This is a genomic window from Paraburkholderia edwinii, assembly GCF_019428685.1.
Classification (GTDB): domain Bacteria; phylum Pseudomonadota; class Gammaproteobacteria; order Burkholderiales; family Burkholderiaceae; genus Paraburkholderia; species Paraburkholderia edwinii.
In genome coordinates, this window is the sequence record NZ_CP080096.1 from 974668 (window position 1) to 999449 (window position 24782).

Genomic DNA, 24782 nt, shown 5'->3' on the forward strand with positions numbered 1-24782 from the left:
GCTTACGAAGTTCGTTTTGCGATGCCTTTGGTGTGCGACAGCGCGCCGCGGCCGCTCGCACACAACTATAGGAGAGGATGATGTTCCGTCGAGCCACGACGCGCGTTCTACTGCTTCTCTGCGCGATGTATTTCATCACGTATATCGACCGGGTCAACGTCAGCACCGCCGCCAGCGCATTCGGCGCGGAACTGGGCTTGAACCATACCGAGGTCGGTTTCGTATTTTCCGCGTTTGCTTATCCGTACCTGATCTTCCAGATTATCGGCGGCTGGGTGGGCGACCGTTTCGGACCGCGCCGTACGCTCGCCATCTGCGCGGTGATCTGGGCGGGCGCCACCGTGATGACGGGTCTTGCCGGCGGCTTCGCGTCGATGATCTTCGCGCGCGTGCTGCTCGGTCTCGGCGAAGGCGCGACCTTCCCGACCGCGACGCGCGCCATGTCGAACTGGATGCGTTCGGATCAGCGCGGCTTCGCGCAGGGCATCACGCACGCGGCATCGCGGATCGGCAATGCCGTTGCGCCGCCGCTGATCGTCTGGCTGATGGTGGCGACGAGCTGGCGTGGCGCATTTATCGTGACGGGTATTGTGAGCTTCCTGTGGGCGCTCGCCTGGATCTGGTACTTCCGCGACAATCCGCGCGACCATCCGCGTATTACGGACAGCGAATGCGCGACTCTCTCCGCGTATAGCGGCGCCAAGCAACGCACGCCGGTGCCGTGGCGCGCACTGCTCGGCCGCATGGCGCCGGTGACGGCCGTGTACTTCTGCTACGGCTGGGTGCTGTGGCTGTTCCTCGGCTGGATTCCGCAGTACTTCCTGCACAACTATCACATGGACCTCAAGAAGTCCGCACTGTTTGCGTCGAGCGTGTTTTTCGCCGGCGTGATCGGCGACTGGCTCGGCGGGTCGGTGACGGACCGCATCCTGCGCAAGAGCAAGAACATCCGCCTTGCGCGTAACGTGATGGTCGGCGTCTGCATGTTTTTGACGCTGCTGTCGCTCGCGCCGATCATGTTTGTTTCGAACATCTCGATCACGATGGCCGCGCTGTGTCTTGCCGGCGGCTTCTTCTTCAACGAGATGACGATCGGGCCGATGTGGGCCGTGCCGATGGATATCGCGCCGAAGCATGCCGGTACCGCGAGCGGCATCATGAATACCGGGTCCGCGCTGGCGGCAATTATCAGCCCGGTGGTCGGCGGCTGGCTGATCGACCTGACCGGTAACTGGAATCTGCCGTTTATCGTGTCGATGGCGCTGATGGCGCTCGGCATTCTGCTGTCCTTCACGATGCGCCCGGATCGCGTGCTCGATGCCGACGGCGTCGAGCAGCCCGCAAGCGAAGCACGCAAGTTCGTCTAAGGCCGGCGCCCCGCGCCAGCGTGCCGCACGCAGCCCCGTGCGGCACGCGCCGGCGGCGGGCGATGTGCCGGTGCCGCGAGCGCGGCACCGGGTCGCGGCCACGCGTCGCGACGACAGGTCACGGCCCCGACAGGCCGATTCATATCCGAGGGAGACGACATGGCAGAACCTTCGATTTCGATCGAACGCGAAGGGACGATCGCCACGGTCACGATCGACCGTGAAGCGAAGCTCAACGCAATGACCAAGGATTTGTGGCGTACGCTCGGCGAACGCATCAACGAATTGTCGGCCGACGACGCGCTGCGCTGCATCGTGCTGCGCGGCGCCGGCGAAAAGGCGTTCTCGCCCGGCAACGATATCGGCGAATTCGCCACCGACCGCTCGAACGTCGAACAGGCGCGCACGTACGGCGCGATCATGCATCGCACGCTCGAGTCGATCAAGGCGTGCCGCCATCCGCTGGTCGCGATGATTCACGGCATCTGCGTCGGCGGCGGGCTCGAAATCGCCGCGATGTGCGATTTGCGTATCTGCGGCACGTCGAGCCGCTTCGGCGTGCCGATTAAGAATCTTGGGCTCGTGATGGCGCATGCGGAACTCGAAGGGCTCGTGCGTCTCGCAGGCCCCGCGGTTGCGCTGGAAATTCTGCTGGAAGGGCGTATCTTCGATGCACAGGAGGCCTTGGCGAAAGGGCTCGTCACGCGCGTGGTGCCCGATGCCGAAGTAACCGCGCATACTTATGAAACCGCGCAACGGATTGCCGATGGCGCGCCGCTCGTGGCGCGCTGGCACAAGCAGTTCGTCAGGCGTGCGATGGACCCGGCGCCGTTGACGGCGGCCGAGCGCGACGAAGGCTTCGCATGCTTCGGCACGGAAGACTTCCGCACTGGCTATCGCGCGTTTCTCGACAAGGTCAAACCCGATTTCAAGGGGCGCTGACATGACGAATACGACGAAGACGAATACCGGCCACGCGGCCGGTTCGGGGCCGCTCGCCGGCATGCGCGTGATCGAACTCGCGCACATCATGTCGGGCCCGATCTGCGGAATGATGCTCGCCGATATGGGCGCCGATGTGATCAAGGTGGAGAAGATTCCGGGCGGCGACGACTGCCGCCGCTTTGCGCCGATTATCGACGGCGGCGAATCGGCGTCGTTCATGATCGTCAACCGCAACAAACGCGGCATTGCGCTAAATCTGAAGACCGAAGGCGGCAAGGAAGTGCTGCGCAAGATGCTCGCGAGCGCCGACGTCGTGACCGAGAACTATCGCGGCGGCACGATGGAAAAGCTCGGCATGGGTTACGAGGCGCTCAAGCTCGCGAACCCGGGCCTGATTTACTGCGCGATTTCGGGCTTCGGACGCAGTGGCCCGTACGCGGAAAAAGGCGGCTTCGATCTGATCGCGCAGGGCATGAGCGGCCTGATGAGCATGACGGGCGAACCGGGTCAGGCGCCGATCAAGGCCGGTTCTCCCGTAACCGATATCAATGCGGGCATTCTCGCCGCGCTCGGCATTAGCGCGGCCTATGCGAACAAACTGCGCACGGGTCTCGGCCAGATGGTGGACACGTCGCTCTTCGAAGCGGGATTGCAGCAGATGTACTGGGCGTTCGCGAACTACTTCGCGGACGGCACCGTACTGCCGAAAGCGGGTTCGGCCAATCCGACCAGCGCGCCGTATCAGGCATTTCGCACGCGCGACGGCTGGATCAATATCGGCGCCGCGAACCAGAGCAACTATGAGCGGCTGATCGGTGTACTGAAAATCCCAAATCTTGAGCGTGACGAGCGTTTCACCACGAATGCAGGGCGTTTGAAGCATCGCGAAGCGCTGGTCGAGATTCTGACGGCGCGCCTGGTCGAGCAGACCACCGCTGAATGGCTTGCCGCATTCGACGCAATCGGACTGCCGTCGGGCCCTGTGCTCGAAGTGCCGGACGCCGTTGCGCACGAACAGGCGCTAGCGCGCGGCATGATCGTCGAGACGCAGCATCCGATCGCCGGTAAAACGCGCGGCATCGGCTTGCCGATTCACTTTTCCGACGGCTGCACGCGCGCCTCGCGGCCTGCGCCGCTGTTCGGCCAGCATACGGCCGAGGTGCTGCGCGAATACGGCTTCGATGACGCACGCATTCGCGCATTGAAAGACGAAGGCGCGGTGATCGAAACGGAAGTGACTGCATAAAAACAGGGGCTTTTGCGGCATCGGCGTGCCGCATAACGGGGACCCGAGGGGAAACCTTCGGGTAGCCCTCTGACACCGGTCATTGGTTCGCACGGCCTAAAGTTTTGTAAGCTGCGTGCCGATGACCAATAAGAAGTGCCGCGAAGGAGACTTAAGCATCGCGGTGTCCGTCTGCTTACGCCGGATAATCATGAAAAACAATTTGTCGATTAGATCTTGCCTGACCTTGATGGTGGTTGCGTTCGCGATTACGTTGGTGATCGGCGCGGCCATCGGGCTTCTCGCATTGCGCTCGGAAAACCACGCGCTTCAGCAAACCTACACTGTCGATACGCCGGCGGTCGCGAATCTGGAAAACAGCGCCGGACAGTTGCTGCGATTGCGTCTTGCGCTTGCTACGTACGCATCGCTGACCGACCTTCACGATGCGAAGGGCGCGGATGCGGTGCTCAAGCGTTCGGACAACTACCTCGAGATTTCGAACGACAAGCTGACGAAATTTCTCGGCGGCGCCGTCGATAGCGACGAAGCGCGCAATCAGATTCAGTTGATGCAGACCGCGCGCAATACGCTGTTGAAGGAAGGCATCGAGCCCGGTCTCGCTGCATTGCGTGCGGGCGATCGCGACGCGTTCCTGCAGATTCAGGCATACAAGCTGCCGAAGCTCTATAGCGCGTTCGAAAAGGCGATGCTTGCGGTCGAGAAGGTGCAGATGGATCAGGGCGAGGATCGTTACCGCAAGGCGCAGGATCAGTTCCAGCTGGTGATGACGCTCGTCGCGGTGGGGCTGGCGGCCGCACTTGCGCTGGGATGGCTGATGCGCGTCGTGTTGCTGCGTGCGATCGTCAAGCCGGCCGATGCGGCGATTGCGCACTTCGAACGTATTTCGGGCGGTGACCTCGGCGGCAATATCGTCGTCGACAGCACGAACGAAATGGGCGTATTGACGGCGGCTTTAAAGCGTATGCAGGAGTCGCTGATCTCGACGGTTGGCGATGTGCGCAGCGGTGTGCAATCGATTCACACGGGCGTCAGCGAAATTGCCGCGGGCAATTCGAACCTGTCGCAGCGTACAGAACAGCAGGCTGCTTCGCTCGAAGAAACTGTTGCGAGCATCGAGGAACTTGCGGCGACGCTCAAGCAGACGGCCGACAACGCGAAGGTTGCGAGTTCGCTGGCGACGGGTGCGTCGACGCTCGCGAGCCAGGGCGGTGACCTGACGCGCGACGTGGTTGGCGCGATGGAAAACATCGTTAGCGATTCGCACAAGATCGGCGATATCGTCGGCGTGATCGAAGGCATCGCGTTCCAGACGAATATTCTCGCGCTCAACGCGGCTGTGGAAGCGGCGCGCGCCGGTGAGAATGGCCGCGGTTTTGCGGTTGTTGCGAGCGAGGTGCGTTCGCTTGCACAGCGCAGTGCGTCGGCCGCGAAGGAAATCAAGGATCTGATCGGCGAATCGACGGGACGTATCGAATCGGGCGCGACTCTGGTGACGCGCTCGGGCGATACGATGCGCGAAATTCTCGAGTCGATCACGCGCGTGAGCGCGATCATGAGCGAGATCGAAACCGCCTCGTCGGAGCAAAGCGCGGGCATCGGCCAGATCAATATCGCGATCGCGCAGATGGATCAGGTTACGCAGCAGAACGCGGCGCTGGTTGAAGAGGCGGCGGCGGCTGCGGGGGCGCTTGAAGATCAGGCGAACCGGTTGAATGCGGCGGTGGCGATATTTGAGCTGGGCGGCGCGACGTCGAGCGCAGTGCGTCGCTAATCGCGCTAAGCGCGGTACTCGCGGGTTACTCGCATTACTCTCGCGCGCCAGCGGCAAGCTGGCGCGCGAGCCTGCGGGTCGACGCAAGGTTCAAGGAAGCGCAAGCCTGTCATGGCGTTTTGCGCCTCGCCTTGCCTTGCTTCGCGCATCGACGTTATTCGTCCTCCGATGCACTCGTCTTGAACGAAAACTCCACTTCGCCCACGTAGGGTTCCGCGTTCTTTTCGCACTTGTACGCGCGTCCCGCTGCAATCACCGCCTGGTTGAACACCGACGTCGGCGGTGTCACTCGCACGATCTTCACGTCACCGACACTACCATCCGTGTTGATCGCCAGATGCGCGATCACATCCGCGGAAATGCCTTCCTGTAGCGCCTTCTGCGGAATCTGCGGCTGCACCGACTGGCAATGACCGCGTCCGTCGACGACGCCATGCAGGGCCGGCGCCGGGGCAGGCGCCGCCGGTGCGGCCGCGGCAGTCGGTGTCGATGGAGCCGACGTGGCAGGCGCGGTCGCGAGCGCAGGTGCGCTCTGCGCAGGATTGGCGGCAGCCGGAATCATCGCTTCCTTCGGCGCCGGCGCGGGCTTCGCGGGCGGCGGCTTGGGCGTCGGCAACGGTTTCGGTTGCACAGTCTTTGGCACGGGCTTCTGCGGTTCAGGAGGAGCGGGCGGCGGCTCCAGCTTCTTCACCTCGGGCGGCGGTGGCGGCGGCGCCATCTGCACGCGCATTTCCCTCGGCGGCGGCGGAGGGTCCTGCTGGAACTTCATATGCGACAAGCCCGTCACAAGCAGCACTTCGACGAGCAGCGCCACGCCGACCGCGGTCTTCATCGAGAGACCGTGATGACGCGTGGGCGCGGACGATGCCCAGAGTGCGCCGTTCAATGGCCGTTGCGGATCGTTCATATCGAGAGCCGGCGAGTTCATGTCGTCGGATTCGTTGCCAATGCAACCGAACTGATGCCCGCCGCGCGCACCAGGTCCATCACCTTGACGATGTTCTTGTAGCTCGTGCCTTCATCGCCTGCGATCGCGACGTCGACCTTCTTCGCGTCGTGCACAAGCCCTTGCAAATGCGCGGTGAGTTCTTCCGGCGTAATTTCCTTTGCATCCAGATAGAGCTGATCGGTCTTCGTGACGCCGATCGATACCTTCACGGTCTGCTGCAACTGCTCGGCGGTGCTCGATTGCGGCAGATCGAGCTTGATGCCCGCGCCCTGGATCATCTTCAGCGTCGCGAGCATGAAGAACACCAGCAGGAACATCATGATGTCGATCATCGGAATGATCTCGATGCGGGCCTTCTCTTCGCCGCCGAGGTAGTGACTGCGATGGTTACGCATGATTCTGTCCTCCAGCGCCGGTCAGGCGGCAAAGCGCGAGACGAGCAACGACTTGATCAGGTCGAACTGATTGACTGTCATGCGAATGCGCTTGTTGAAGTAGTTGAGGAAGATCACGCAGATGATCGCGATCGTCAGCCCGCAAGCGGTGGCGGTCAGCGCGTGGCCGATGCCGCCTGTCACGCCGTTCGGGTTCGCGGTGCCGCTCGCGCCCAGCACGTTGAACGATTCGACCATGCCGACGATGGTGCCGAGCAAGCCGAGCAGCGGCCCAAGCGTGACAGCGGTGTCGAGAATCCACAGGTTACGGTCGAGGCGCGGCAGCTGGAACATGATCGTTTCTTCGATCTCGCGTTCGACCAGCGCTTCGCTCTTGCCCTTCGCTTTCATCGCCGTTCTGACGAGTTCGGCCTGCACGGTCCGGCTGTAGTGGTCGGCAACCTTGGCAGCATCGTCAAGGTTACTCGTATCGACGAGCTTCAGATCGTGTTCGAGCGTGTGGCCCGCGCGCACCGCTCGCGAAAAGAACACGAAGCGTTCGATGATGATCGTGATGCCGATCAGAAAAATGAAGGCGAGCAGGGGGATGAGACCCATTGACTGGATCGAGTAGGTGATGAGCGTGTTCAGCACTGCGGACTCCTGTTGGAACAAATCGACCGTTGCATGACGGCGGGGTTTCTCGTTGTCGGTTCCCTTATGGGTGGCCGGCTCAAAAACGTCGCGAGCAATGCAAGGGGCGTACCAGCGGAATGCGGCATGCGGGGATGAAGACCTGCGGGTCGGTGCATCTGGACTAGCAGGATGTCGGAGCCACGGGCCTTGGCGAACGATCGCATGGTTGTGCACCCGGTTTTAAAGCGGTTTTTCGTACGCGCTAATGACACTTGAGTCGAGGGTGTGAATGCGGTTCAAATCTTCTCTGGAGAATTTCAAAGCGCCATTTGATGATTTGCCGGTATCAAGTTGGTGCTGGTGAATAAAACTGCCGTCGAGTGGTGCAATTAAGGCTTGGCAGATAGACAAGTTTCTTACAATTATTTTAAAGAGAAAGCTTGCTAAAATTGATGTGAGAATTGATCGAGCCATTGATGGTATTGGCTAAACAAGATGCACGCGCAATACATTTACAAAGTTTTCTTTCATCGCTTTTCTGCCCGCTTTCGGTGAATAAATGCGTTTCGGATTGTATAAAACCGCATGCACCGCTTTGAAGGAATGCGCATTCGACAGGTGCGAATGGCGCACCAACGCGGAAAAAAGATAAACGCGATCGCGGTAAATATTCTTATAACGCTTTAGCCTCGGCTGTGTTAATCGCGCGAGCGCGAGTCCTGAATTTCATCAGTGTCTTTTTGTGTCGCCATTAAAGCGCGATCAATCAATCACTTGCGCGCAAATCAATAGCTCTCGATGAAGTTGACGAGGCTGCGACTCGGTTTTGCATGGCATGCGTCCTGCTTACGCTGCGCTCGCTTTAAAAGCCAGCACGCGCCCGACACGATCGGCAAGGCGTGCTGGACGGGACGTGCGAGACCAGGGATCCAGGGATAGGTACCGGCGGCGACGAACTCGCCGATCACATCGGACTTCGCACGGCCGCGCCGCGCGCAACTCGCGCGCGGCGCGGATCGTTCAATGAAGGTGGCCTCTACAACAAGCAGGAGAGCAAGTGAAAAAGAAGAAACTGGTCTCGGCGATGACGAGAATCATAGGTGCCGAGCTCATGTTGACGGCGGTATGCATTCCGGCCGCGTATGCGCAAAGCCAACCGGATACCGCGTCCCCTCCCGCAGCTGCGGCAAGCGGCACGCCGGCCGCATCGGCGCCGGTCAGCAAGCTCGAAAAAGTGGAAGTAACCGGCTCGCTGATCCGCACGTCCGACAAGGTCGGGAGTATCGAAGTCCAAACCATCACCCCGAAGGAAATCGAGCAGAGCGGCTATACGACGGTGGCCGACTTCCTGCGCGGCATGGCGGCCAACTCCGGAAGCAGCTGGTCGCAATCGACGATGAACAGCACCGCGCCTGGCGGCGCCGGCATTGCGTTGCGCGGCCTGAGCGAGAAATACACGCTCGTGCTGATCGACGGTCAACGGGTCGCGAACTACGCGGTGCCGGTGAACTTCACCGATACGTTCTTCGACGTCAACTCGATTCCACTCAACATCGTCGACCACATCGAGGTGGTGAAGACGGGCGCGGTGTCGGAATACGGCTCGGATGCGATCGCGGGTGTCGTGAACATCATCACGAAGAAGAACTTCCAGGGGCTGCAGGTTGATGCGCAAGCTGGCAAGACGCAGCACCCCGGCGACGGCCAGGGCAGCTTAAGCGTGCTCGGCGGCTTCGGCGATCTGAACTCGGATCGCTACAACATCACGGCGGCCGCGAGCTGGTATCGCGATTCCGGCTCGACGCTCGGTGATCGTTCGATGACGGCGAATCAGGATTTTTCGTCGTTCCCTGGTGGCCATGCGGGGCCGCTCGGTCCGAACCAGCAGTCGAACTGGCAACTCGCCGACGGCAGCACCGTGCCGATCAATCCGTGTCCGCCGGGCACGAACTCCAATGGCGACGTATGCGTGCACAACCCGGCGTCGCAGACCTCATTGATGCCAGCGACCACGCGCTGGAATGCGAAAGTGCACGGCACGTTCAAGGTCGACGACAACACGCAGGCCTATGGCGACTTGTGGTTCAGCCGCGACGAGACGGTTCAGCTGCAAGGGCCGGCCGCGATCAGCAGCCTGTCGAACGTGTTCAATCCGGCAACGGGCTCGGTGTCGCCGCTCGACCGAACAGTCGCGGCAACCAATCCGTTCAATCCGTTCGGCGTGCCGACCGCGATCAACTACACGTTCCCGGACCACACGATCGTCGCCGATACGGTGTCGACGTTCTGGAAGGCGTCGACCGGCGTGAGGGGCTCGTTCACCACGCCGAAGGTCGGCGACTGGGACTGGCAGGTCGACTACGGACATTCGCAAAGCACGGTCGATACGAGTTACTCGAATGAACTCAATGTGGCCGGCGTGCAGAACATCCTCGCCAATGGGGTATTCAATTTCGCAAATCCGGCGGCCACGCCGAACGGCACTGCAGGGCTCTTCTCGCAGGACGACCAGCAGGCGATCTCGAAGCTCGACGACGTCAATGCGAAGATCTCGACGGGCAACCTGTTCACGCTGCCCGGCGGCAACGTCGGTCTCGGCTTCGGTTCTGAATTCAGCCACCAAAGCTCAGTGATCAATCCGCGCACGCTGTCGTCGCAAGGCATCGTCACGCCGGCGCAGGTGCAGATCGTCGACGGTTCGCGCAATGTCGCGGCAGTCTACTACCAGGTCGAAATTCCGATCGTGCACAACCTGACGTTTACCCAGTCGGGACGCTACGACCACTATAGCGACTTCGGCGGCGCGTTCTCGCCGAACTTCGCGTTGCGCTTCCAGCCGGTCCAGGCATTCACGACCTTCGCGTCGTATAGCCGCGGCTTCCGCGCGCCGACGCTGGTGGAGAATTCGCAGGCAGCCTATCTGGCTCACCAGAACCTGAGCGATCCGAACGATCCGAGCGGCACGCCGACGACGCACTTCACGACCGAGCGAATCAACGGCAATCCGGATCTGCAGCCGGAGCGCACGAAGAACTACAACATTGGTTTCGAACTGTCGCCGGACCGTTCGACCGATATCGGTGCGGCGTTCTACAAGATCCACATCGACGGCGTAATCGGCACGAACGATCCGAATGCGATATTGCAGGCGAACGATCCGTCGGTGGTGATCCGTAATCCGGACGGCACGATCAGTTTCATCAACCAGCAATACGTGAATCTCGGTTCGCTCGATACGGACGGCTTCGATTTCAACTTCCGCAAGTCGGTCGGCACGAAGGTCGGCACGTTCACGCTCTCAGGCGATTGGGCGTATGTATGGCACTTCAAGCTGAATTCGCCGGGCCAGCCGACGCAGGACTTCGCCGGCAACAACTTCGCCTTCCTGCAGCCGTTCGGCGCGAGCAATCCGCGCTGGAAGGGCAATACGAGCCTGACGTGGGATTACCACAAGTTCACGACGACGCTGACGTGGCAGTACACGGGCCCGTACACGAACGCGGTGGCGGAAGAGTTCGGCGACGGCGGCACGCTGTCGGTCGCGTCGTATAGCCAGTTCAACCTGATCGCGTCGTACACCGGGTTCAAGCACTGGACGATCTACGGCGGCATCACGAACCTGTTCGACCGCTCGCCGCCATTCGACGTGGAATGGCAGTCGTATCCGGACATCACCGGTTACGACCAGTCGCTTTACACCGATATGGGCCGGACTTTCCAGATCGGCGCGACGTATCGCTTCTAAACGGAGTGCTTCGAATCGCCGGCATGCAGTGCGCCGGCGGCAGTGCGGTTGTTGTGTAGCTGTTGTGTCGGAGTTGTGTAGATGGTGATGTGGTCTCCTCTCGCTCTTTCTGCGGTTCTTTTCGGATGAAGGGGCTTGGCGGCGGTGCTGCGCGCACCGCCGGTTTTTTTGTTTGATGTAACGAGACCGACTTAAGGCGCGCAGCCTGGTTCGTTTGGGGAGTTTCCGTTGAAATCGCCTATGAAATTGAAGCTTCTATTCGCGACGGCGCTCGGCGCGCTCGTCGTTTCGTTCGCCGGCCGTGCGCCGGCTGCCACGATTCCCGCGGGTGTGACGCTCGCGGCGCAGCAGGAAATGACGCGCGATGCGCAATCGGAGGTCGAGTCGCTCGATCCCGCGCATATCGAAACCGTCATCGCCAATACGATCGGCTGCGATCTGTTCGAGGGTTTGACGCGCGTCGATGCGGCCGGCGATGTCGTGCCCGGTGTCGCACAATCCTGGACGCGTACCGCGCCCGATACCTGGGTCTTCAAACTGCGTCACGACGCGCGCTGGAGCAACGGGCAGCCTGTCACGGCGGCCGACTTTATCTACGGGTGGCAGCGCAATGCCGATCCGAAGACCGGCTCGAAATACACGATCCTCGTTGAATTCGTGAAGAACGCAAAAGCGATTATCGCGGGCAAGGCGGCGCCGTCCTCGCTCGGCGTGCGCGCGCCCGACCCGTACACGCTCGAAGTCAAGACCGAAACGCCCGTATCGTTCTTTCCCGACGTCGTAGCGAAGTCGAACATGGTGCCCGTCAACCGCGATGTCGTGGCGAAATACGGCGATGCCTGGACACGCCCCGGTAATATGGTGAGTAATGGCGCGTATGTGCTATCGGACTGGCAGCCGAATAACCATATCGTTCTCTTGAAGAACGACAAGTATTGGGACACGCGCAACGTGCAGATCGCCAAGGTGACGTACTTGCCCATAGAAAGCGACGAAACTTCGCAGCGTATGTATCAGGCGGGTCAGTTCGACTTTACGTACTCGATTGCGTCGGGCGGTTATCCCCAATTAAGCAAGCAGTTCGGCAGCGAGCTGAAGCCCGGACTCGCGCTCGGCACGTATTACTACAACCTGAATAACAAAGATCCGGCACTGCGCGACAAGCGGGTGCGCCAGGCTCTTTCGATGGTGATCGACCGCGATCTGCTGACCTCGAGGCTGATACAGTCGGGCGAATTGCCCGCGTACGGTCTGGTTGTGAAGGGCACGAAGGGCGCCGAACCGTTCAAGCCCGATTGGGCGTCCTGGCCGATGCAAAAGCGCGTCGACTATGCACGCGGCCTGATGAAGGACGCGGGCTATGGGGACGCAAAACCGCTGACCCTAACGCTCACGTATAACACCAACGATCGGCACAAGAAGATCGCGCTATTCGTCTCTTCCGAATGGCGCACGAAGCTCGGCGTCAACGTAAAGCTCGAAAACGTCGAATACAAGGTTTTGCTCAAGATGCGTCATGACGGCAAGACGCAGGTCGCCCGCAATGGCTGGTTTCTCGACTACAACGATGCGATATCGTTCCTCGACCTCGTTCGTTGCAATAGTCCTCAGAATGACGAAAATTATTGCAATCCCCAGGTGGACGCGCTGATCGACCAAGGAAACGAGCAGATCGACGATGCGAAACGCACCGCGCTTCTCACGCAGGCGCACGCGCTTGCGATGAGTGACTATCCGGTGATTCCGCTTTACCAGTACACGACGGACCGGCTGGTAAAACCCTACGTGGGCGGCTATTCATTGACGAACTACATCGACCAGCGCGTGACGCAGGACATGTACATCGTCAAACACTAGGGGCGAGGTGCACTGATGTTCGCTTATACGCTGCGCCGTACGCTCTGGGCGATTCCGACCATACTGGCTGTCATTACCGTTTGCTACCTGCTGCTGCATCTGACGCCGGGTGGGCCGTTCGACTCGGAACGGAAGCTTTCCTCGGTCGTCATGCAAAACCTGAACGCGAAGTATCACCTCGACGAGCCGCTGTGGCGCCAGTATCTGCGCTATCTCGGCGCGCTGCTGCATGGCGACCTCGGGCCGTCGTTCCGCTATAGCGACTGGAGCGTCAACGATCTCGTGGGCAAGGCCTTGCCGGTCAGCCTCGGCATTGGCGGCGTTTCGGTGCCGATCGCGCTTGCGCTCGGTGTCGGCTTCGGCACGCTCGCCGCGGTGCGGCGCGACAGCGTCGTCGATCACGGCGTGATGGTGCTCGGCAATATCGGCAACGTCGTGCCTTCGTTCGTGCTCGGGCCGATGCTCGTATGGGTTTTCGCGATTCTGCTGCATACCGCGAGCGGACAAGGCTGGTTGCCCGCGGGCGGCTGGGGCGACGGTGCATGGTCGTACCGCGTGCTGCCCATCGCCTTGCTGACGCTGGTCAATGTCGCGACGATTGCGCGTGTCATGCGCGGCAGCTTGATCGAAGTGCTGGGCAGCAACTTCATTCGTACTGCACGTGCAAAAGGGCTGCCGACACATACGATTGTGCTCCGGCACGCGATGAAGTCGGCATTGATGCCGGTCGTCTCGCTGATGGGCTCGGTGTGCATTTCGTCAATCACGGCCGCGATCGTTACCGAATCGGTGTTTGCGCTGCCGGGGCTCGGCCAGCTCGTCGTGAACGGCGCGATCAATCGCGATTACACGCTCGTGCTCGGTCTCGTCGTGCTCACGACCGTCGTAGCCGTTCTGTTCAATCTGCTCGTCGATCTTGCTTATGCATGGCTCGACCCGCGCATCCGGTATTAACACCATGAGCCGCTCATCTTTCGTTGCCGGTATGGCCTCGTCTTCGGCGTCGCCCGTACCCGCACCGCCTCGCTCGCGCAGTCCGCTCGCCATGGCGGGCGCGCGCTTCATGCGCAACCGCGCGGCGCTCGTTGCGCTTGTTGCGCTGCTGCTGGTCGTGCTCGCGTGTTTCGCCGGCCCGCTACTGCTACCTAACAATGCGATCGATAACGACTGGTCAGCGATCAGCGTGCGCCCGACGTTGCAAGGCATGCACTGGTTCGGCACCGATGAGGTCGGCCGCGACCTGCTTGTGCGCTCGCTCGAAGGCGGCCGCGTGTCGCTCGAGGTCGGCTTGCTGGGCACCTTCGTATCGGGCTTCTTCGGCGTGGCGTACGGCGCGATTGCCGGTTACGCCGGCGGCCGGACCGATTCGGCGATGATGCGCATCGTCGACATGATGTACGCGATTCCGTACATGCTGATCGCGATCCTGATGATGACGCTGTTCGGCCGTTCGTTCTACCTGGTGGTGCTGACCATCAGCGCGTTTTCATGGCTCGATATGGCGCGCGTCGTGCGCGGCCAGACGCTGACATTGCGTACGCGTGAGTTCGTCGACGCGGCGCGTGCGACCGGCGTGCAGCCGCTCGCGATTATCGCGCGGCATATCGTGCCGAACCTGATAGGCGTGGTGGTCGTCTACGCGAGCGTCACGGTGCCGGGAATCGTGCTGACTGAATCGGTGCTGTCGTTTCTCGGCCTCGGCGTGCAGGAACCGATGACGAGCTGGGGCGTGCTGGTCGAAGACGGCGCGCAAAAACTCGAAGCGATGCCATGGCTGCTGCTCTGTCCGGCGACGATGCTGTGCCTGACGCTGTATTGCGTGAGCTTCGTAGGCGACGGGCTGCGCGACGCGTTCGATCCGAAGGAGCATTGACATGGCGTTGCTGGAAGTGAAGCGCCTCGGCGTGCGGTTTGCGCGCCACGGCGGCGCGCCGGTCGATGCGGTACAGGATGTGTCGTTTTCGCTCGACAGCGGCCGCACGCTCGGCATCGTCGGCGAATCGGGGTCGGGCAAGAGTCAGACGGTGATGGCGCTGCTCGGCCTGAGCGCATCGAACGGTGCCGTATCGGGCGAAGCGTCGTTTCGCGGGCAGAACCTGTTGAATTTGAACGCGCGGGATCTGAACCGTATTCGCGGCGACCGCATTGCGATGATCTTTCAGGATCCGATGACGTCGCTCAATCCGTTTTTGACCATCGAGCGGCAGATGACCGAGGCACTGCAGCTGCATAGGAAAATATCGCGTCGCAAAGCGCGCGCTCTGGCGATCGAAGCGCTCGAGCGTGTGCGGATTCCCGATGCGGCGCGCCGTATCGGCATGTATCCGCACGAGTTCTCCGGCGGCATGCGGCAGCGCGTGATGATCGCGATGGCCTTGCTGTGCGAACCCGATATTCTGATCGCCGATGAGCCGACCACGGCGCTCGACGTGACCGTGCAGGCGCAGATCATCGAGTTGCTGCGCGAGCTCAATCGCGAGCGCGGCACTGCGATTATTCTGATCACACACGACATGGGCGTGGTTGCCGGACTCTGCGACGACGTGATGGTGATGTATGCGGGCAGGACTGTCGAGCATGCAGGCGCATATGAATTGTTCAAGACTCCGAGTCATCCTTATACGGCCGGACTGCTCAACGCACTTCCACGGCTGACCGACGAGGGCGACGCGCCGCTGCGTACGATTCCCGGCAATCCGCCGCTGCCGGGCGCCGTGGGCAGCGGCTGTGCGTTTGCGCCGCGCTGTCCGCATGCGGGCGACGTATGCCGTGCGGAGCGTCCCGTGTTGCTGGCGTTCGAACGCGGATTGCGTGCGTGCCACAAAACGGCCGCTGAAATCGAGGGCTTACCGGTGGGAGTGCAGACGTGATGCGTCATCGTCATCAGATGGAATTCGACGACGGCGACGCGCCGTTGCTGTCGGTGGAAGACCTGACGGTTCATTTCAGTGTCGCGCGCGCGGGCCGCCGCGCGCTTCCGTGGTCGAAGCGCGCGACGGTACACGCAGTCGAGCGCGTGTCGTTCGACGTCAGGCGCGGCGAGACGGTGGGTCTCGTCGGCGAATCGGGCTGCGGCAAGTCGACGCTTGCGCGTGCATTGATCGGCCTCGCGCCGGTCACGCATGGCAGCGTTCGCTGGCGCGGCGAGGAAACCGTATTCGGCGCGCGGCGCGATATTGTGCAGTTGCGGCGCGAGGTTCAGATGATTTTCCAGGACCCGCTTGCATCGCTCGACCCGCGCATGACGATCGAACAGATTGTCGCGGAGCCGCTGAAAACCCAGCGTCCCGACATCGGCCGCGCCGAAGCGCGCGCGCGTGTGCAGGCGATGCTCGAACGCGTCGGGCTCAATGCATACCACTTGCAGCGCTATCCGCATGAATTTTCGGGCGGGCAATGCCAACGGGTCGGCATTGCGCGCGCATTGATCGGCGAGCCGCGGCTCGTGATCTGCGACGAGCCGGTGTCCGCGCTGGACGTGTCGATTCAGGCGCAAATCGTCAACTTGCTGCGAGATCTGCAACGCGAGCTTTCATTGTCGCTGCTATTCGTCGCGCACGATCTCGCGGTGGTCAAGGCAATCAGCCATCGCGTGCTCGTGATGTATCTCGGACGCGTCATGGAGTTCGGTACGAAAGAGGCCGTTTACAGTGCGCCGATGCATCCTTACACGCGCGCACTGCTGGCTGCGGTGCCGGCCCCCGATCCTGCTGTCGAACGCGCACGCGCCCATTCGTTGCTGCGCGGCGAAATTCCTTCGCCGCTCGATCCGCCGTCCGGCTGTGTGTTTCGCACGCGCTGCCCGCAGTCGATCGATGCGTGTGCGGGCGAAGTGCCCGTTGCGCGCGCATGGCCGCTCCGGCGCGGCAATGTGGCCTGCATTCGCGTCGACGAAGGCTAGTGGGTTAGCTTCAGCGTACGCCATATCGCGTCCAGATTCGCTCATCTGTGCGGTAAAGGAATATCAGCTCCTCGGGCCTGTTATCAGCTATCGAAGGGTGATGATTCCCGGCGGCGACGTCCGCCCGATTCTGCGCAAGGAGCGATCGATGGCTTACCCCGGATATCAGTATGTGCGCGACGATCAACCGCGCGTGCGTCCCACGACAGGTATTGCGCGCGTGAAGCCATTCGACGCGCCCGCGTTCGAGAAGGCCGTCGCCGCGATGCTGACGGCAGCGGGCGTCGACATGGAAAGCGAACACGTGCGCACGTCCGCGCAGACTGTGCGCGAACTGTGGCAACAGCGTTTGCTCGACGGCTACGATGTCGAGCCCGCCGATGCGCTTGGCTCCGGTTTCGCCGATGCGCGCCGCGATGCCGTGATCATGAGCGGCATTACGGTGCATGGGATGTGTCCGCATCATTTGCTGCCGTTTCGCGGAGTCGCGCATATCGCGTATCTGCCGGGCGGGCGCCTGTTTGGTTTTGGCGGTCTGACGCGGCTCGTCGACGCGATGTGTCACCGGCTTGTCTACCAGGAGTGGGCGACCGACGCGATCGCGAATGCGCTGGTGACGCATGGTGATGCGCGTGGCGCGGCCTGCGTGATCGAAGCTGAACAACTGTGTCAATTGATCGGCGAAGTGCGGCGTGGTGACGAACGGGTCGTGACGCAGTCGTTTGCGGGCGAATTTGCGAGCGATAGCGCGGCGCGGGCGGAATTTCTGCGGGTGATCGGCTCGCGTGGGACATAGCGAGCGGTCGCGGCCGCGCAGCCCTGCGCGTGCTTCGCCCTTGAAAAACAGCTGAAAGGCCCTGCATGTGCGGACCCATTTATCTGGAGCCATGCCATGGGAAGCCGTCCCCGTTTCATCGACGATTTATCGGGCGTACCCGAGGCCGGTCCGGAGCCGGCCGCACGTCAACCAGCCGGGCCTGAACCGGCTTCACCTATTCTTTCCGCGTCGTCCGACGACGTATTACTCGATGCTTACTCGCGCACTGTGATTGGTGCGCTCGACCGGGTGCGCCCGGCCGTTGTGTTTATCGCCGTGGACCGGCGTCTGCCCGACGGCCGCTCCGCGCGTGCCGGCACCGGCTCGGGCTTTCTCTTCACGCCTGACGGTTATCTGCTCACGAACAGCCACGTCGTGCACGGCGCGACGCATATTCACGTGACGCTCGCTGATGGCTCGAAATTCGATGCCGATCTGGTCGGTGACGATCCGCATACTGATCTCGCCGTGCTGCGTATCGGCTCGGCCGAACCGCTGCCGCATGTCGAACTCGGCGATTCCGGCAAGTTGCGTGTCGGACAGATCGCGATTGCCGTGGGCAATCCGCTTGGGCTCGAGCAGACGGTTACAACCGGCGTGGTTTCCGCGCTTGGCCGTTCGTTGCGTGCGAATTCGGGCCGGATGATCTATGACGTGATTCAAACCGACGCCGCATTGAACCCGGGCAATTCAGGCGGTCCGCTGATCAATTCGGCGGGGCAGGTGATCGGCGTGAACACCGCCATCATTCCGGGCGCGCAGGCGATCTGCTTCTCGACTGCGATCGATACCGCGAAGTGGGTGATCATGCAGATCTTCGCGCATGGCCGCGTGCGGCGGGCGTATATCGGCGTGGCCGGTACGACGGTCGCGTTGCCGCGGCGCGTGCAGCGCTATTTCGGGTTGACGTCGGAGAGCGCGGTGCATGTGATGGAAGTCGTCAAGGGCAGCCCCGCCGCGCTGGCGGGCCTTAGAACCGATGACAGAATTGTGTCGATCGACGCGCTGCCGGTGGATGGGGTCGACACGCTGCAGCGAGTACTCGACGCGTCGCGGATCGACCGCGCAGTGAGCATGACGGTAGTGCGCGGCGCGCAACGGCTCGAACTGACCGTGACGCCGGTCGAGCAAACGGGCTGACGCATCGCGGTGCTAATGGCGTAGCCACTACAGCACCGCTTCGCGGTCGAGCAGCGTATCCAGGCGGCCTGAATCGTCGAGCGCCTGCAGATCGTCGAAGCCGCCGACGTGATACGCGCCGATGTAGATCTGCGGCACCGTGCGGTGCACGTCGCGCTGCCATAGCGCAACCGTCGATCCGTGTGTGCCGGCAACGCTGATTTCGTGGACGCGTACGCCTTTGCGTTTCAAAAGCGCTTTGGCGGCCGTGCAGTATTCGCAGTCCGGCCGTGTGTAGATCGTGATCGAGTTCATGGCGTTCGTCATCCGGTTCGAGCGCAAGCGCGTTACCGCAAGTGAGTGGGTTGCCGTCGCGTGGGCGTTGGCTTGACTTCACTTTAGGTGCGCGCCGTATTTGCGTGAACCGCGTAACGGCTCATTTGCATGCTCGATCGGATCAATGCACTCGATGACGATCTTTCGGTGCTGCGGCCGGCCGTCACGACTCGGCGCTGTCCATCTCCGCTTCGTCGGTTTGTCTGGCCTGCACGTTACCGCCCGCTGTGCGCCAACGCGAGGGCGTGATGCCCGTGTGCCGCTTGAAGATACGCTGGAACGCGGCGTCCGATTGATAGCCGACTGTCTCGCCGATTTCCGCTACCGGCCGCGTGGTTTGAACCAGCAGACGGCCCGCGACCGTCATGCGGACTTCGGTCAACACATCGGTTGCCGAGCGGCCGATCGCTTCCTGGAACTGGCGCACGAAGGTCGCGCGCGACATGTTGCACAGCGCGGCGAACTGATCGAGCGTCCATGGTTCGCCAGGTCTGTCAAACATCGCGATGACCGCCGGTTGCAGACGCGGCCGGCCAGCCAGTGCGAGCAATCCGTGCGGCGCCGATGCTTCAGTGGCGAAACGCAGCGTGAGGCCGAATAGCGCGGCCGACAGATGATTGACGAGCGTCTCGCTGCCGGGGCCTTGATCGGTGGCTTCTTCGCGCATCAGTTCGATGAGCCTCGTGAGGCGCGTGCCGGCGCCGGACGAGGCAGCGTCGTGAGTCGAATCGTTGTCGGCGGCCGCATGTCGCGGTGTGCTATGCACGACGAGCCGACCGGGCAAATGATCGCGCAACAGACGGTCCGGCACCGCGCCGACCAGAAAGCGTCCGCATAGCAGATCCGCGGTGACGCCCGGGTCACCGCTCTCGACGATCAGCAGCGATTCGTTCCGCCGTTCGATGGGAGGCTTCGGCGACATGCCGCTGCCGTCATGGATGCGATGCGCGCTACCGGTGGGAAAAAGCACGATATCGCCGGCCACGATGCGCTCGGGCGGTCCATTGCCGTCCTCGACTACCGCGGTGCCGGAGAGCAGCACGTGATACGGAATCTCGCGCATGCCGGCGGTTTCTTCCTCGATGGCCCACGGCGCGCCGAAGTGGCAGCGTATTTCGAGCCGGCCGCTGACTGGCATCAGCGAAAGAAGACGGCTTAACAAATCCATAAGCGCCGCATCTGTTCTGTTGTAGTGGTTCGGAGGTGTGCACGCGGCGTGGCGACGTTACGCCCGGCGTGGCTACGTGCGGGGCACCAGGTCGCAAGGCGGCGTCGTGCAATGTTGTCCGATTCTACTAAAACAGATGGCGGCGCGCAGCGAGGGGGCTGCGCGCCAGGCGGCAGGCGCTTCTGTTACTCATCGTCTTCCGAAGATTTGCTGCGGCGTGCCGCAGTGTGCCAATGCCGCCGCGCGTGGGATCGCGACGCGGGTGCGGCAGCGCCGCTCGCCGCATTGGCAGCTTCGCGCGTGATCGACGATGTTTCGGTCGCCCAACCACCGTTGACAATCGCTCGTTGCAGTAATGACTGCGCTTCCGCATTGCCTTCCTGAATTGCGAGCACGCCGCTCGCGGCGTCGAGCACGCAATTCCAGTGCGATGCGGCCGCGCATGCACGCGCGCGCGCCAGCGATGCGTCGACGGTGGTGGTGGGCATCGCGGCACTTTGCGTGGCAATCGGCATGGCGACGGCCGGCGCGCTGCTTGCCGACGCATCGTCGCCGCTGCGCGCGTGCTGTTCGCGCATGTTCTGCGTCGCGGCCTGCTGCGGCGCGTCTTCGCGAGCCGCCTGTTTGGGTCCGGTATGTTGAAAACCGATGACGGCGCCGAGAATCACGACGAAGCACACGATGCTGAGCGCCGCGCTGCTGCCGGGTCCCCATGAGACCCAGCGTAAAACCGCATTCTGCCGCGGCGCGGATGCGCTCGCGTTAGCGGCAGGCGTTGCAGCCTTCGGTCCGGCTTTTACGTTGCCGAGTGTCGGCGTGTCTGATGAAAGTCTGTCGGTACTCACGATGTTGCTCCGGCAGGCTAGCGCATCACGGCGGCAACAGGCGTGACCTGTCCCGGCGACGCCGGGACAACGCAGTTGCTTCTTCTTGTGAACGGACGCGCGTACGACCTGTAAACGAGAGGCGAAAACCCCTGTGCGACGGCGGAGGCGCATACGCGACACCATCGGTGCACAGGGCGCGAATTACCACTTGATCTGCGTATCAAACGTTCCTGTTTCGACAATTTCGAACTTCATCTCACCATGATAGGTGCCTTCAATACGATAGCTCGCGGAAGGCACCGAGAACAGGCAGCGTGGCCCGCCCGCGACAAAATCCATCAACACTCTTCCATGCCGCCGCAAACGAACCGCGACGTCTGAAAGCGGTGCGCCGTTCTGTTGTGCAACGAAGGTGATACCGAGGTTGAACGGATGCTTCGGGTCAGGCGAAACCACGGTTTTTTCGAAACCCGCCTGACCGCACACGTAGTACAGCATTTCTTGTGCTTCGGAGTTCGCCCCCGATGCACCCGCTGCTTCCGACGACGATGCAGCGGATATGGACGCAGCCGGTGCGGATGCCGCGTCCTGCGCGGCGGCAATCGCGGGCCCGCCTAACGCAACAGCTGCAATAGCAATGACTGCCAGCGAGTACACCCGTCCCGCCGGCGTTGAACCTTGGTCTTTACTTGTATTTATGACAACACACATGACGACCTCCTCGGATCGTGGAAAGGAAAGCATAACGAACAGGGACCACAAAACGCAATCGAAAAGCGCCAGCAAAAATTGCTTTGTATTAATCAGGGATGCATATCATCTATCCGTAACGACTAATCTTTCGCGACGTATCGTTGTAACGAAAGGTTTCCGTTTTGCGCGGATGAAACGATTTGCGCACGTGCTTCGTGATGCGAGCACAACCATGAATCAAAAATGAAACATCTTCGACACGTCTGAGAAAGCCCGGCGAAGTTTGTGCGCGGTGAAGCGATCGGCGATGTTCAAGCGCGTCAAAGATAGTACGTTTGACGGCCTTTGGCTGCGGAACGCTCGCCGTAGCGTGCGCTCGACCTCATACGATGCTCGTCAGTAACACGCACGAGATGCGCGAGTCTGTGCGCTGTTTCCGTATCGTCGGCATCAGCACGTTTTCGTGTCGGGCCTTTGAGCATCAAGGAAAATCGCATATCTCGGGGTTGTATCGCAGATGAAACGCAAGCCTCGCGAAATGACTGCTAATCCCATTTCGTCTCGCGTATCGCGTGATGGTTACGCAATGGCATGGATGTCGCTTAACGTGCACGGTCTCGACTCCTTCAAAACAAGCAGTCCTTCAGAACAATGCACTCAACGTTAAGGACACATCGTGAACGCTCAAAAAAAGCGTCTTTATGCAGTGCTTGCTCAGCCGAAGCGGTCTCATCCGGCCAACTGCATCTCGTTAGCGACATGTGCGCCCCTTATGCTTCTGTTTCTTTCGTCAATGTGCTCTGCGGTGGAAGCGGAGAATGGAGGCGCACGCGAGCCTAACGACGTCGCGGAAGCGCAGGCCGTCACGCACACCTCGACCATCGCTCAATCGACCCAAGCGGTTCAACCGGTTCAGCAAGCTCAGCAGCCGGCTGAACAAATGCCTGAATCGCAAACGCAACGTCCGATGGAGCCTTCCTTAACACCTGCTGCCGCGCCGGCTCAACAAACACCGGTCGATCAGGCACCTGCTCAACAAGCGCCGGCTGCAGAGACGCCTGCGCAGGCACCCACGCCTGCATCTGCACCCGCAACGACGCTTCCTTCAGCGAGCACAGGCGGTCCGCAATCCGCCAGCACGATACGGACGGAAGTGTTCGGTCTGGCAACGGGAGGCGGCGCGATTCAAGCGCTCGAGGAGGCGAAAGCAAGGCCCGATATCTTCACTCCAGTAGATATTGCACAGCTTGAAGAACTTTCCATTCGTCAGCAGGTTAGAGGCGGACGAGATAAAGCGCGTGCGATGACGAGCCCCGATCGCTTCGACGGACTCGACACAGCGCTAAAGGCTGCTGACAATCTGCTGGCGAGTTTGCCGAACACGCCCGAGTATCAGCAAGTGCGTTACTCGCTCGCTGGAGACCTGACGGTGGCCTACGCGGGCCGCGGCGAAATGGAAAAGGCCATATCGTCATATGAGTCGATACCCGAGAATCAACCCATATCGGTTGAAGCACTTGCTTCGGCAGGCGAAGCGTATAGCTATGTGAATCAGCCCGGTAAGGCGGAAATCGCGTACCGCCGTGCGATTGCGCAAGAGACCGCGGCAAGTACCGATCCGGCTACGCGCGGCTATCAATACGGATCGCGCACAAGGCCGATCGATTTGCGCGAAGGGCTGTTCTACTCGCTGACGGATCAGAACAAATTTGTCGAAGCCGGTAAGGTGCTCGACGAAATCAGCGCATCGTTGCCGCCGCCCAACCAGGTGAGACCGTGGGATCTTGCCAATGACGATTATCTGCGGCTCAATCGGTTGCGTGCGCAGTATCTGATTTATGTTGGTCAGACAGATGCAGGGCTCGCTGAGCTCGATCGTCTTAAACAGCAGGTGCCGTTTAGCGCGGAAATACGTAACGCTGAAGCCGATGCGGAGCTCGGCAAGGGCCGAAATCGTCTTGCGAAACAAATGTATGTGGCCACGCTTAACGATCACCCGGACAATATCGAGGCCTTGGCTGGCCTCGGCCGTACCTCGCTTAACACCGGCGACTATCGGAACGCTACGCAGATCAATGCCGCGTTCGACGATACGTTTCCCGAGAACGGCTCGGTGCGGAACTTCAAGCGCGATTACAACGCGTGGCGCGCCCCGACATTTTCAACGACGCTAAACGCCGAACACGGCGCGGCTGCGATTGCCGACGAAGAATTCAGTGCAGATACGTACGTCTATTCACCACCGATCTACGACTTCTGGCGTATCTTCGCTCACAACTACTATTTGTGGGCGCTAACGGACCTGGGCAGGCTGCAACGTATCCGCAATGGTGTCGGCGGAGATTTTCGTCAAGGACCGCTGACCGTGCAGGCTGAAGTATCGCGCTCGACGGGACCCGATGGACGAACAGGCGGCAACGGCGAAGTCGAATATGTGTTTAACGACTTCTTCAAGGCGACCGCCGGCTTCGATAGCGATTCGAACGAATTGCCAGCGAAGGCTTACGTCAGTCATATCTTCGGGCGCACGGGGCAGGTTGGATTCAGCTATGCGGACGGCGAACGGCGTACGGCGGATATCGGCTATACGGTCGGCCGCTATAGCGACGAGAACTTTCACCAGGAGATTTCGATCGGCGGGTCGCAGCGCCTCCTAACGCTGCCGAATCAGCAGATCAATGCGACGCTGCGCTTCGGCACGAGCAGCAACACGCTGCAGAACACCCCTTACTTCAGCCCGTCGCGCGACTATTCAGGCGAGTTTGGCATCGTGCATCAATGGTCTGTATGGAGAAGCGGGGAGCGTTCATTGCTGCAACGTTTTTATATATCGGGAGGCCCCTATAACCAGCGGGGGTTCGGCACGAGTGGCTTTTGGGCTGCGCGGATCGAACATGTGTGGACTTTCAGCCACGACATCACCTTGACCTATGGCATCGGCGTTGGCCGGCATGCCTATGACGGAGAGCAGGAAACGTCAGAAACCGCATACGCATTGCTCACCGTACCGTTCTAACGTTTTTGGGGG

The 24782-nt window shown here is 61.3% G+C and carries 20 protein-coding genes; 13 read left to right on the forward strand and 7 right to left on the reverse strand.

Annotation, left to right across the window (positions count from 1 at the left end):
• Positions 1 to 77 precede the first annotated feature (77 nt).
• From KZJ38_RS26095 to KZJ38_RS26110, 4 genes are all read left to right on the forward strand, one after another.
• Complete coding sequence (locus tag KZJ38_RS26095; RefSeq protein WP_219802740.1) at positions 78 to 1367, forward strand: MFS transporter; 1290 nt, start codon at positions 78 to 80, stop codon at positions 1365 to 1367.
• Positions 1368 to 1526: 159 nt separating this feature from the next.
• The gene (locus tag KZJ38_RS26100; protein ID WP_219802741.1) at positions 1527 to 2309 is read left to right on the forward strand and encodes an enoyl-CoA hydratase/isomerase family protein; all 783 of its coding nucleotides are present in this window, start codon (positions 1527 to 1529) and stop codon (positions 2307 to 2309) included.
• Position 2310: 1 nt separating this feature from the next.
• Positions 2311 to 3558, forward strand: coding sequence for a CaiB/BaiF CoA transferase family protein (locus tag KZJ38_RS26105; protein WP_425518414.1), 1248 nt, complete (start codon positions 2311 to 2313; stop codon positions 3556 to 3558).
• 190 nt (positions 3559 to 3748) lie between these two features.
• Positions 3749 to 5332: a methyl-accepting chemotaxis protein gene (locus KZJ38_RS26110; RefSeq protein ID WP_219802743.1), complete on the forward strand. Its 1584-nt coding sequence runs from the start codon at positions 3749 to 3751 to the stop codon at positions 5330 to 5332.
• A 154-nt stretch (positions 5333 to 5486) separates the two neighbouring features.
• On the opposite strand, the gene KZJ38_RS26115 is transcribed toward KZJ38_RS26110, so the two are convergent.
• The 3 genes from KZJ38_RS26115 to KZJ38_RS26125 are packed head-to-tail and all read right to left on the reverse strand — an operon-like array spanning position 5487 to position 7309.
• A complete protein-coding gene (locus KZJ38_RS26115) occupies positions 5487 to 6260 on the reverse strand; it encodes an energy transducer TonB (protein ID WP_219802745.1) in 774 nt (257 codons plus the stop codon).
• The gene (locus KZJ38_RS26120) at positions 6257 to 6676 is read right to left on the reverse strand and encodes an ExbD/TolR family protein (RefSeq protein ID WP_219802747.1); all 420 of its coding nucleotides are present in this window, start codon (positions 6674 to 6676) and stop codon (positions 6257 to 6259) included. Before KZJ38_RS26120 ends, KZJ38_RS26115 begins: the two co-directional genes overlap by 4 nt.
• 21 nt (positions 6677 to 6697) lie before the next feature.
• Positions 6698 to 7309, reverse strand: coding sequence for a MotA/TolQ/ExbB proton channel family protein (locus KZJ38_RS26125; protein WP_219802749.1), 612 nt, complete (start codon positions 7307 to 7309; stop codon positions 6698 to 6700).
• A gap of 1066 nt (positions 7310 to 8375) precedes the next feature.
• On the opposite strand from KZJ38_RS26125, the gene KZJ38_RS26130 reads away from it, so the two are divergent.
• From KZJ38_RS26130 to KZJ38_RS26165, 8 genes are all read left to right on the forward strand, one after another.
• A complete protein-coding gene (locus KZJ38_RS26130) occupies positions 8376 to 11036 on the forward strand; it encodes a TonB-dependent receptor plug domain-containing protein (protein ID WP_425518437.1) in 2661 nt (886 codons plus the stop codon).
• Positions 11037 to 11276: 240 nt separating this feature from the next.
• Positions 11277 to 12893 (forward strand): peptide ABC transporter substrate-binding protein, encoded by a 1617-nt coding sequence (locus KZJ38_RS26135; RefSeq protein ID WP_219802752.1) that lies wholly within the window; start codon positions 11277 to 11279, stop codon positions 12891 to 12893.
• 15 nt (positions 12894 to 12908) lie between these two features.
• Positions 12909 to 13847, forward strand: coding sequence for an ABC transporter permease subunit (locus KZJ38_RS26140; protein WP_219802754.1), 939 nt, complete (start codon positions 12909 to 12911; stop codon positions 13845 to 13847).
• A 4-nt stretch (positions 13848 to 13851) separates the two neighbouring features.
• Positions 13852 to 14766 (forward strand): ABC transporter permease, encoded by a 915-nt coding sequence (locus tag KZJ38_RS26145; protein WP_425518415.1) that lies wholly within the window; start codon positions 13852 to 13854, stop codon positions 14764 to 14766.
• A gap of 1 nt (position 14767) precedes the next feature.
• Positions 14768 to 15763 (forward strand): ABC transporter ATP-binding protein, encoded by a 996-nt coding sequence (locus KZJ38_RS26150; RefSeq protein ID WP_219802756.1) that lies wholly within the window; start codon positions 14768 to 14770, stop codon positions 15761 to 15763.
• Positions 15763 to 16794 carry an ABC transporter ATP-binding protein gene (locus KZJ38_RS26155; protein ID WP_281425873.1) on the forward strand — a complete coding sequence of 344 codons (1032 nt, stop codon included), beginning with the start codon at positions 15763 to 15765 and terminating at the stop codon, positions 16792 to 16794. Before KZJ38_RS26150 ends, KZJ38_RS26155 begins: the two co-directional genes overlap by 1 nt.
• Before the next feature lie 148 nt (positions 16795 to 16942).
• Positions 16943 to 17590, forward strand: a complete 648-nt coding sequence (gene folE, locus KZJ38_RS26160; RefSeq protein WP_219802757.1) for a GTP cyclohydrolase I FolE — start codon at positions 16943 to 16945, stop codon at positions 17588 to 17590.
• Between the two features lie 96 nt (positions 17591 to 17686).
• Positions 17687 to 18751: a S1C family serine protease gene (locus KZJ38_RS26165; RefSeq protein WP_219802759.1), complete on the forward strand. Its 1065-nt coding sequence runs from the start codon at positions 17687 to 17689 to the stop codon at positions 18749 to 18751.
• Positions 18752 to 18778: 27 nt separating this feature from the next.
• Here the strand turns inward: KZJ38_RS26165 and grxC are convergent, their stop codons facing one another.
• The 4 genes from grxC to KZJ38_RS36745 form a co-directional block, all read right to left on the reverse strand.
• A complete protein-coding gene (grxC, locus tag KZJ38_RS26170) occupies positions 18779 to 19045 on the reverse strand; it encodes a glutaredoxin 3 (RefSeq protein WP_219802760.1) in 267 nt (88 codons plus the stop codon).
• A gap of 184 nt (positions 19046 to 19229) precedes the next feature.
• Positions 19230 to 20234: an AraC family transcriptional regulator gene (locus KZJ38_RS26175; RefSeq protein ID WP_219802762.1), complete on the reverse strand. Its 1005-nt coding sequence runs from the start codon at positions 20232 to 20234 to the stop codon at positions 19230 to 19232.
• A 185-nt stretch (positions 20235 to 20419) separates the two neighbouring features.
• A complete protein-coding gene (locus KZJ38_RS26180; protein WP_219802764.1) occupies positions 20420 to 21079 on the reverse strand; it encodes a hypothetical protein in 660 nt (219 codons plus the stop codon).
• Positions 21080 to 21262: 183 nt separating this feature from the next.
• Positions 21263 to 21847: a hypothetical protein gene (locus tag KZJ38_RS36745; RefSeq protein ID WP_246642016.1), complete on the reverse strand. Its 585-nt coding sequence runs from the start codon at positions 21845 to 21847 to the stop codon at positions 21263 to 21265.
• Between the two features lie 874 nt (positions 21848 to 22721).
• Between KZJ38_RS36745 and pgaA the strand changes: the two genes are divergently transcribed.
• Positions 22722 to 24770, forward strand: coding sequence for a poly-beta-1,6 N-acetyl-D-glucosamine export porin PgaA (gene pgaA / locus KZJ38_RS26190; protein ID WP_246642017.1), 2049 nt, complete (start codon positions 22722 to 22724; stop codon positions 24768 to 24770).
• Positions 24771 to 24782 lie beyond the last annotated feature (12 nt).

Bases quoted from the DNA above. Each gene is read 5' to 3' on its own strand.
- KZJ38_RS26095 (WP_219802740.1), top strand. From the start codon at position 78: ATGATGTTCCGTCGAGCCACGACGCGCGTTCTACTGCTTCTCTGCGCG.
- grxC (WP_219802760.1), bottom strand. From the start codon at position 19,045: ATGAACTCGATCACGATCTACACACGGCCGGACTGCGAATACTGCACG.
- KZJ38_RS26115 (WP_219802745.1), bottom strand. From the start codon at position 6,260: ATGAACTCGCCGGCTCTCGATATGAACGATCCGCAACGGCCATTGAAC.
- KZJ38_RS26130 (WP_425518437.1), top strand. From the start codon at position 8,376: ATGACGAGAATCATAGGTGCCGAGCTCATGTTGACGGCGGTATGCATT.
- KZJ38_RS26120 (WP_219802747.1), bottom strand. From the start codon at position 6,676: ATGCGTAACCATCGCAGTCACTACCTCGGCGGCGAAGAGAAGGCCCGC.
- KZJ38_RS26135 (WP_219802752.1), top strand. From the start codon at position 11,277: ATGAAATTGAAGCTTCTATTCGCGACGGCGCTCGGCGCGCTCGTCGTT.
- KZJ38_RS26150 (WP_219802756.1), top strand. From the start codon at position 14,768: ATGGCGTTGCTGGAAGTGAAGCGCCTCGGCGTGCGGTTTGCGCGCCAC.
- KZJ38_RS26110 (WP_219802743.1), top strand. From the start codon at position 3,749: ATGAAAAACAATTTGTCGATTAGATCTTGCCTGACCTTGATGGTGGTT.
- KZJ38_RS26175 (WP_219802762.1), bottom strand. From the start codon at position 20,234: ATGGATTTGTTAAGCCGTCTTCTTTCGCTGATGCCAGTCAGCGGCCGG.
- KZJ38_RS26165 (WP_219802759.1), top strand. From the start codon at position 17,687: ATGGGAAGCCGTCCCCGTTTCATCGACGATTTATCGGGCGTACCCGAG.
- KZJ38_RS26140 (WP_219802754.1), top strand. From the start codon at position 12,909: ATGTTCGCTTATACGCTGCGCCGTACGCTCTGGGCGATTCCGACCATA.
- folE (WP_219802757.1), top strand. From the start codon at position 16,943: ATGGCTTACCCCGGATATCAGTATGTGCGCGACGATCAACCGCGCGTG.
- KZJ38_RS26100 (WP_219802741.1), top strand. From the start codon at position 1,527: ATGGCAGAACCTTCGATTTCGATCGAACGCGAAGGGACGATCGCCACG.
- KZJ38_RS26155 (WP_281425873.1), top strand. From the start codon at position 15,763: ATGCGTCATCGTCATCAGATGGAATTCGACGACGGCGACGCGCCGTTG.
- KZJ38_RS26105 (WP_425518414.1), top strand. From the start codon at position 2,311: ATGACGAATACGACGAAGACGAATACCGGCCACGCGGCCGGTTCGGGG.
- KZJ38_RS26145 (WP_425518415.1), top strand. From the start codon at position 13,852: ATGAGCCGCTCATCTTTCGTTGCCGGTATGGCCTCGTCTTCGGCGTCG.
- pgaA (WP_246642017.1), top strand. From the start codon at position 22,722: ATGGAGCCTTCCTTAACACCTGCTGCCGCGCCGGCTCAACAAACACCG.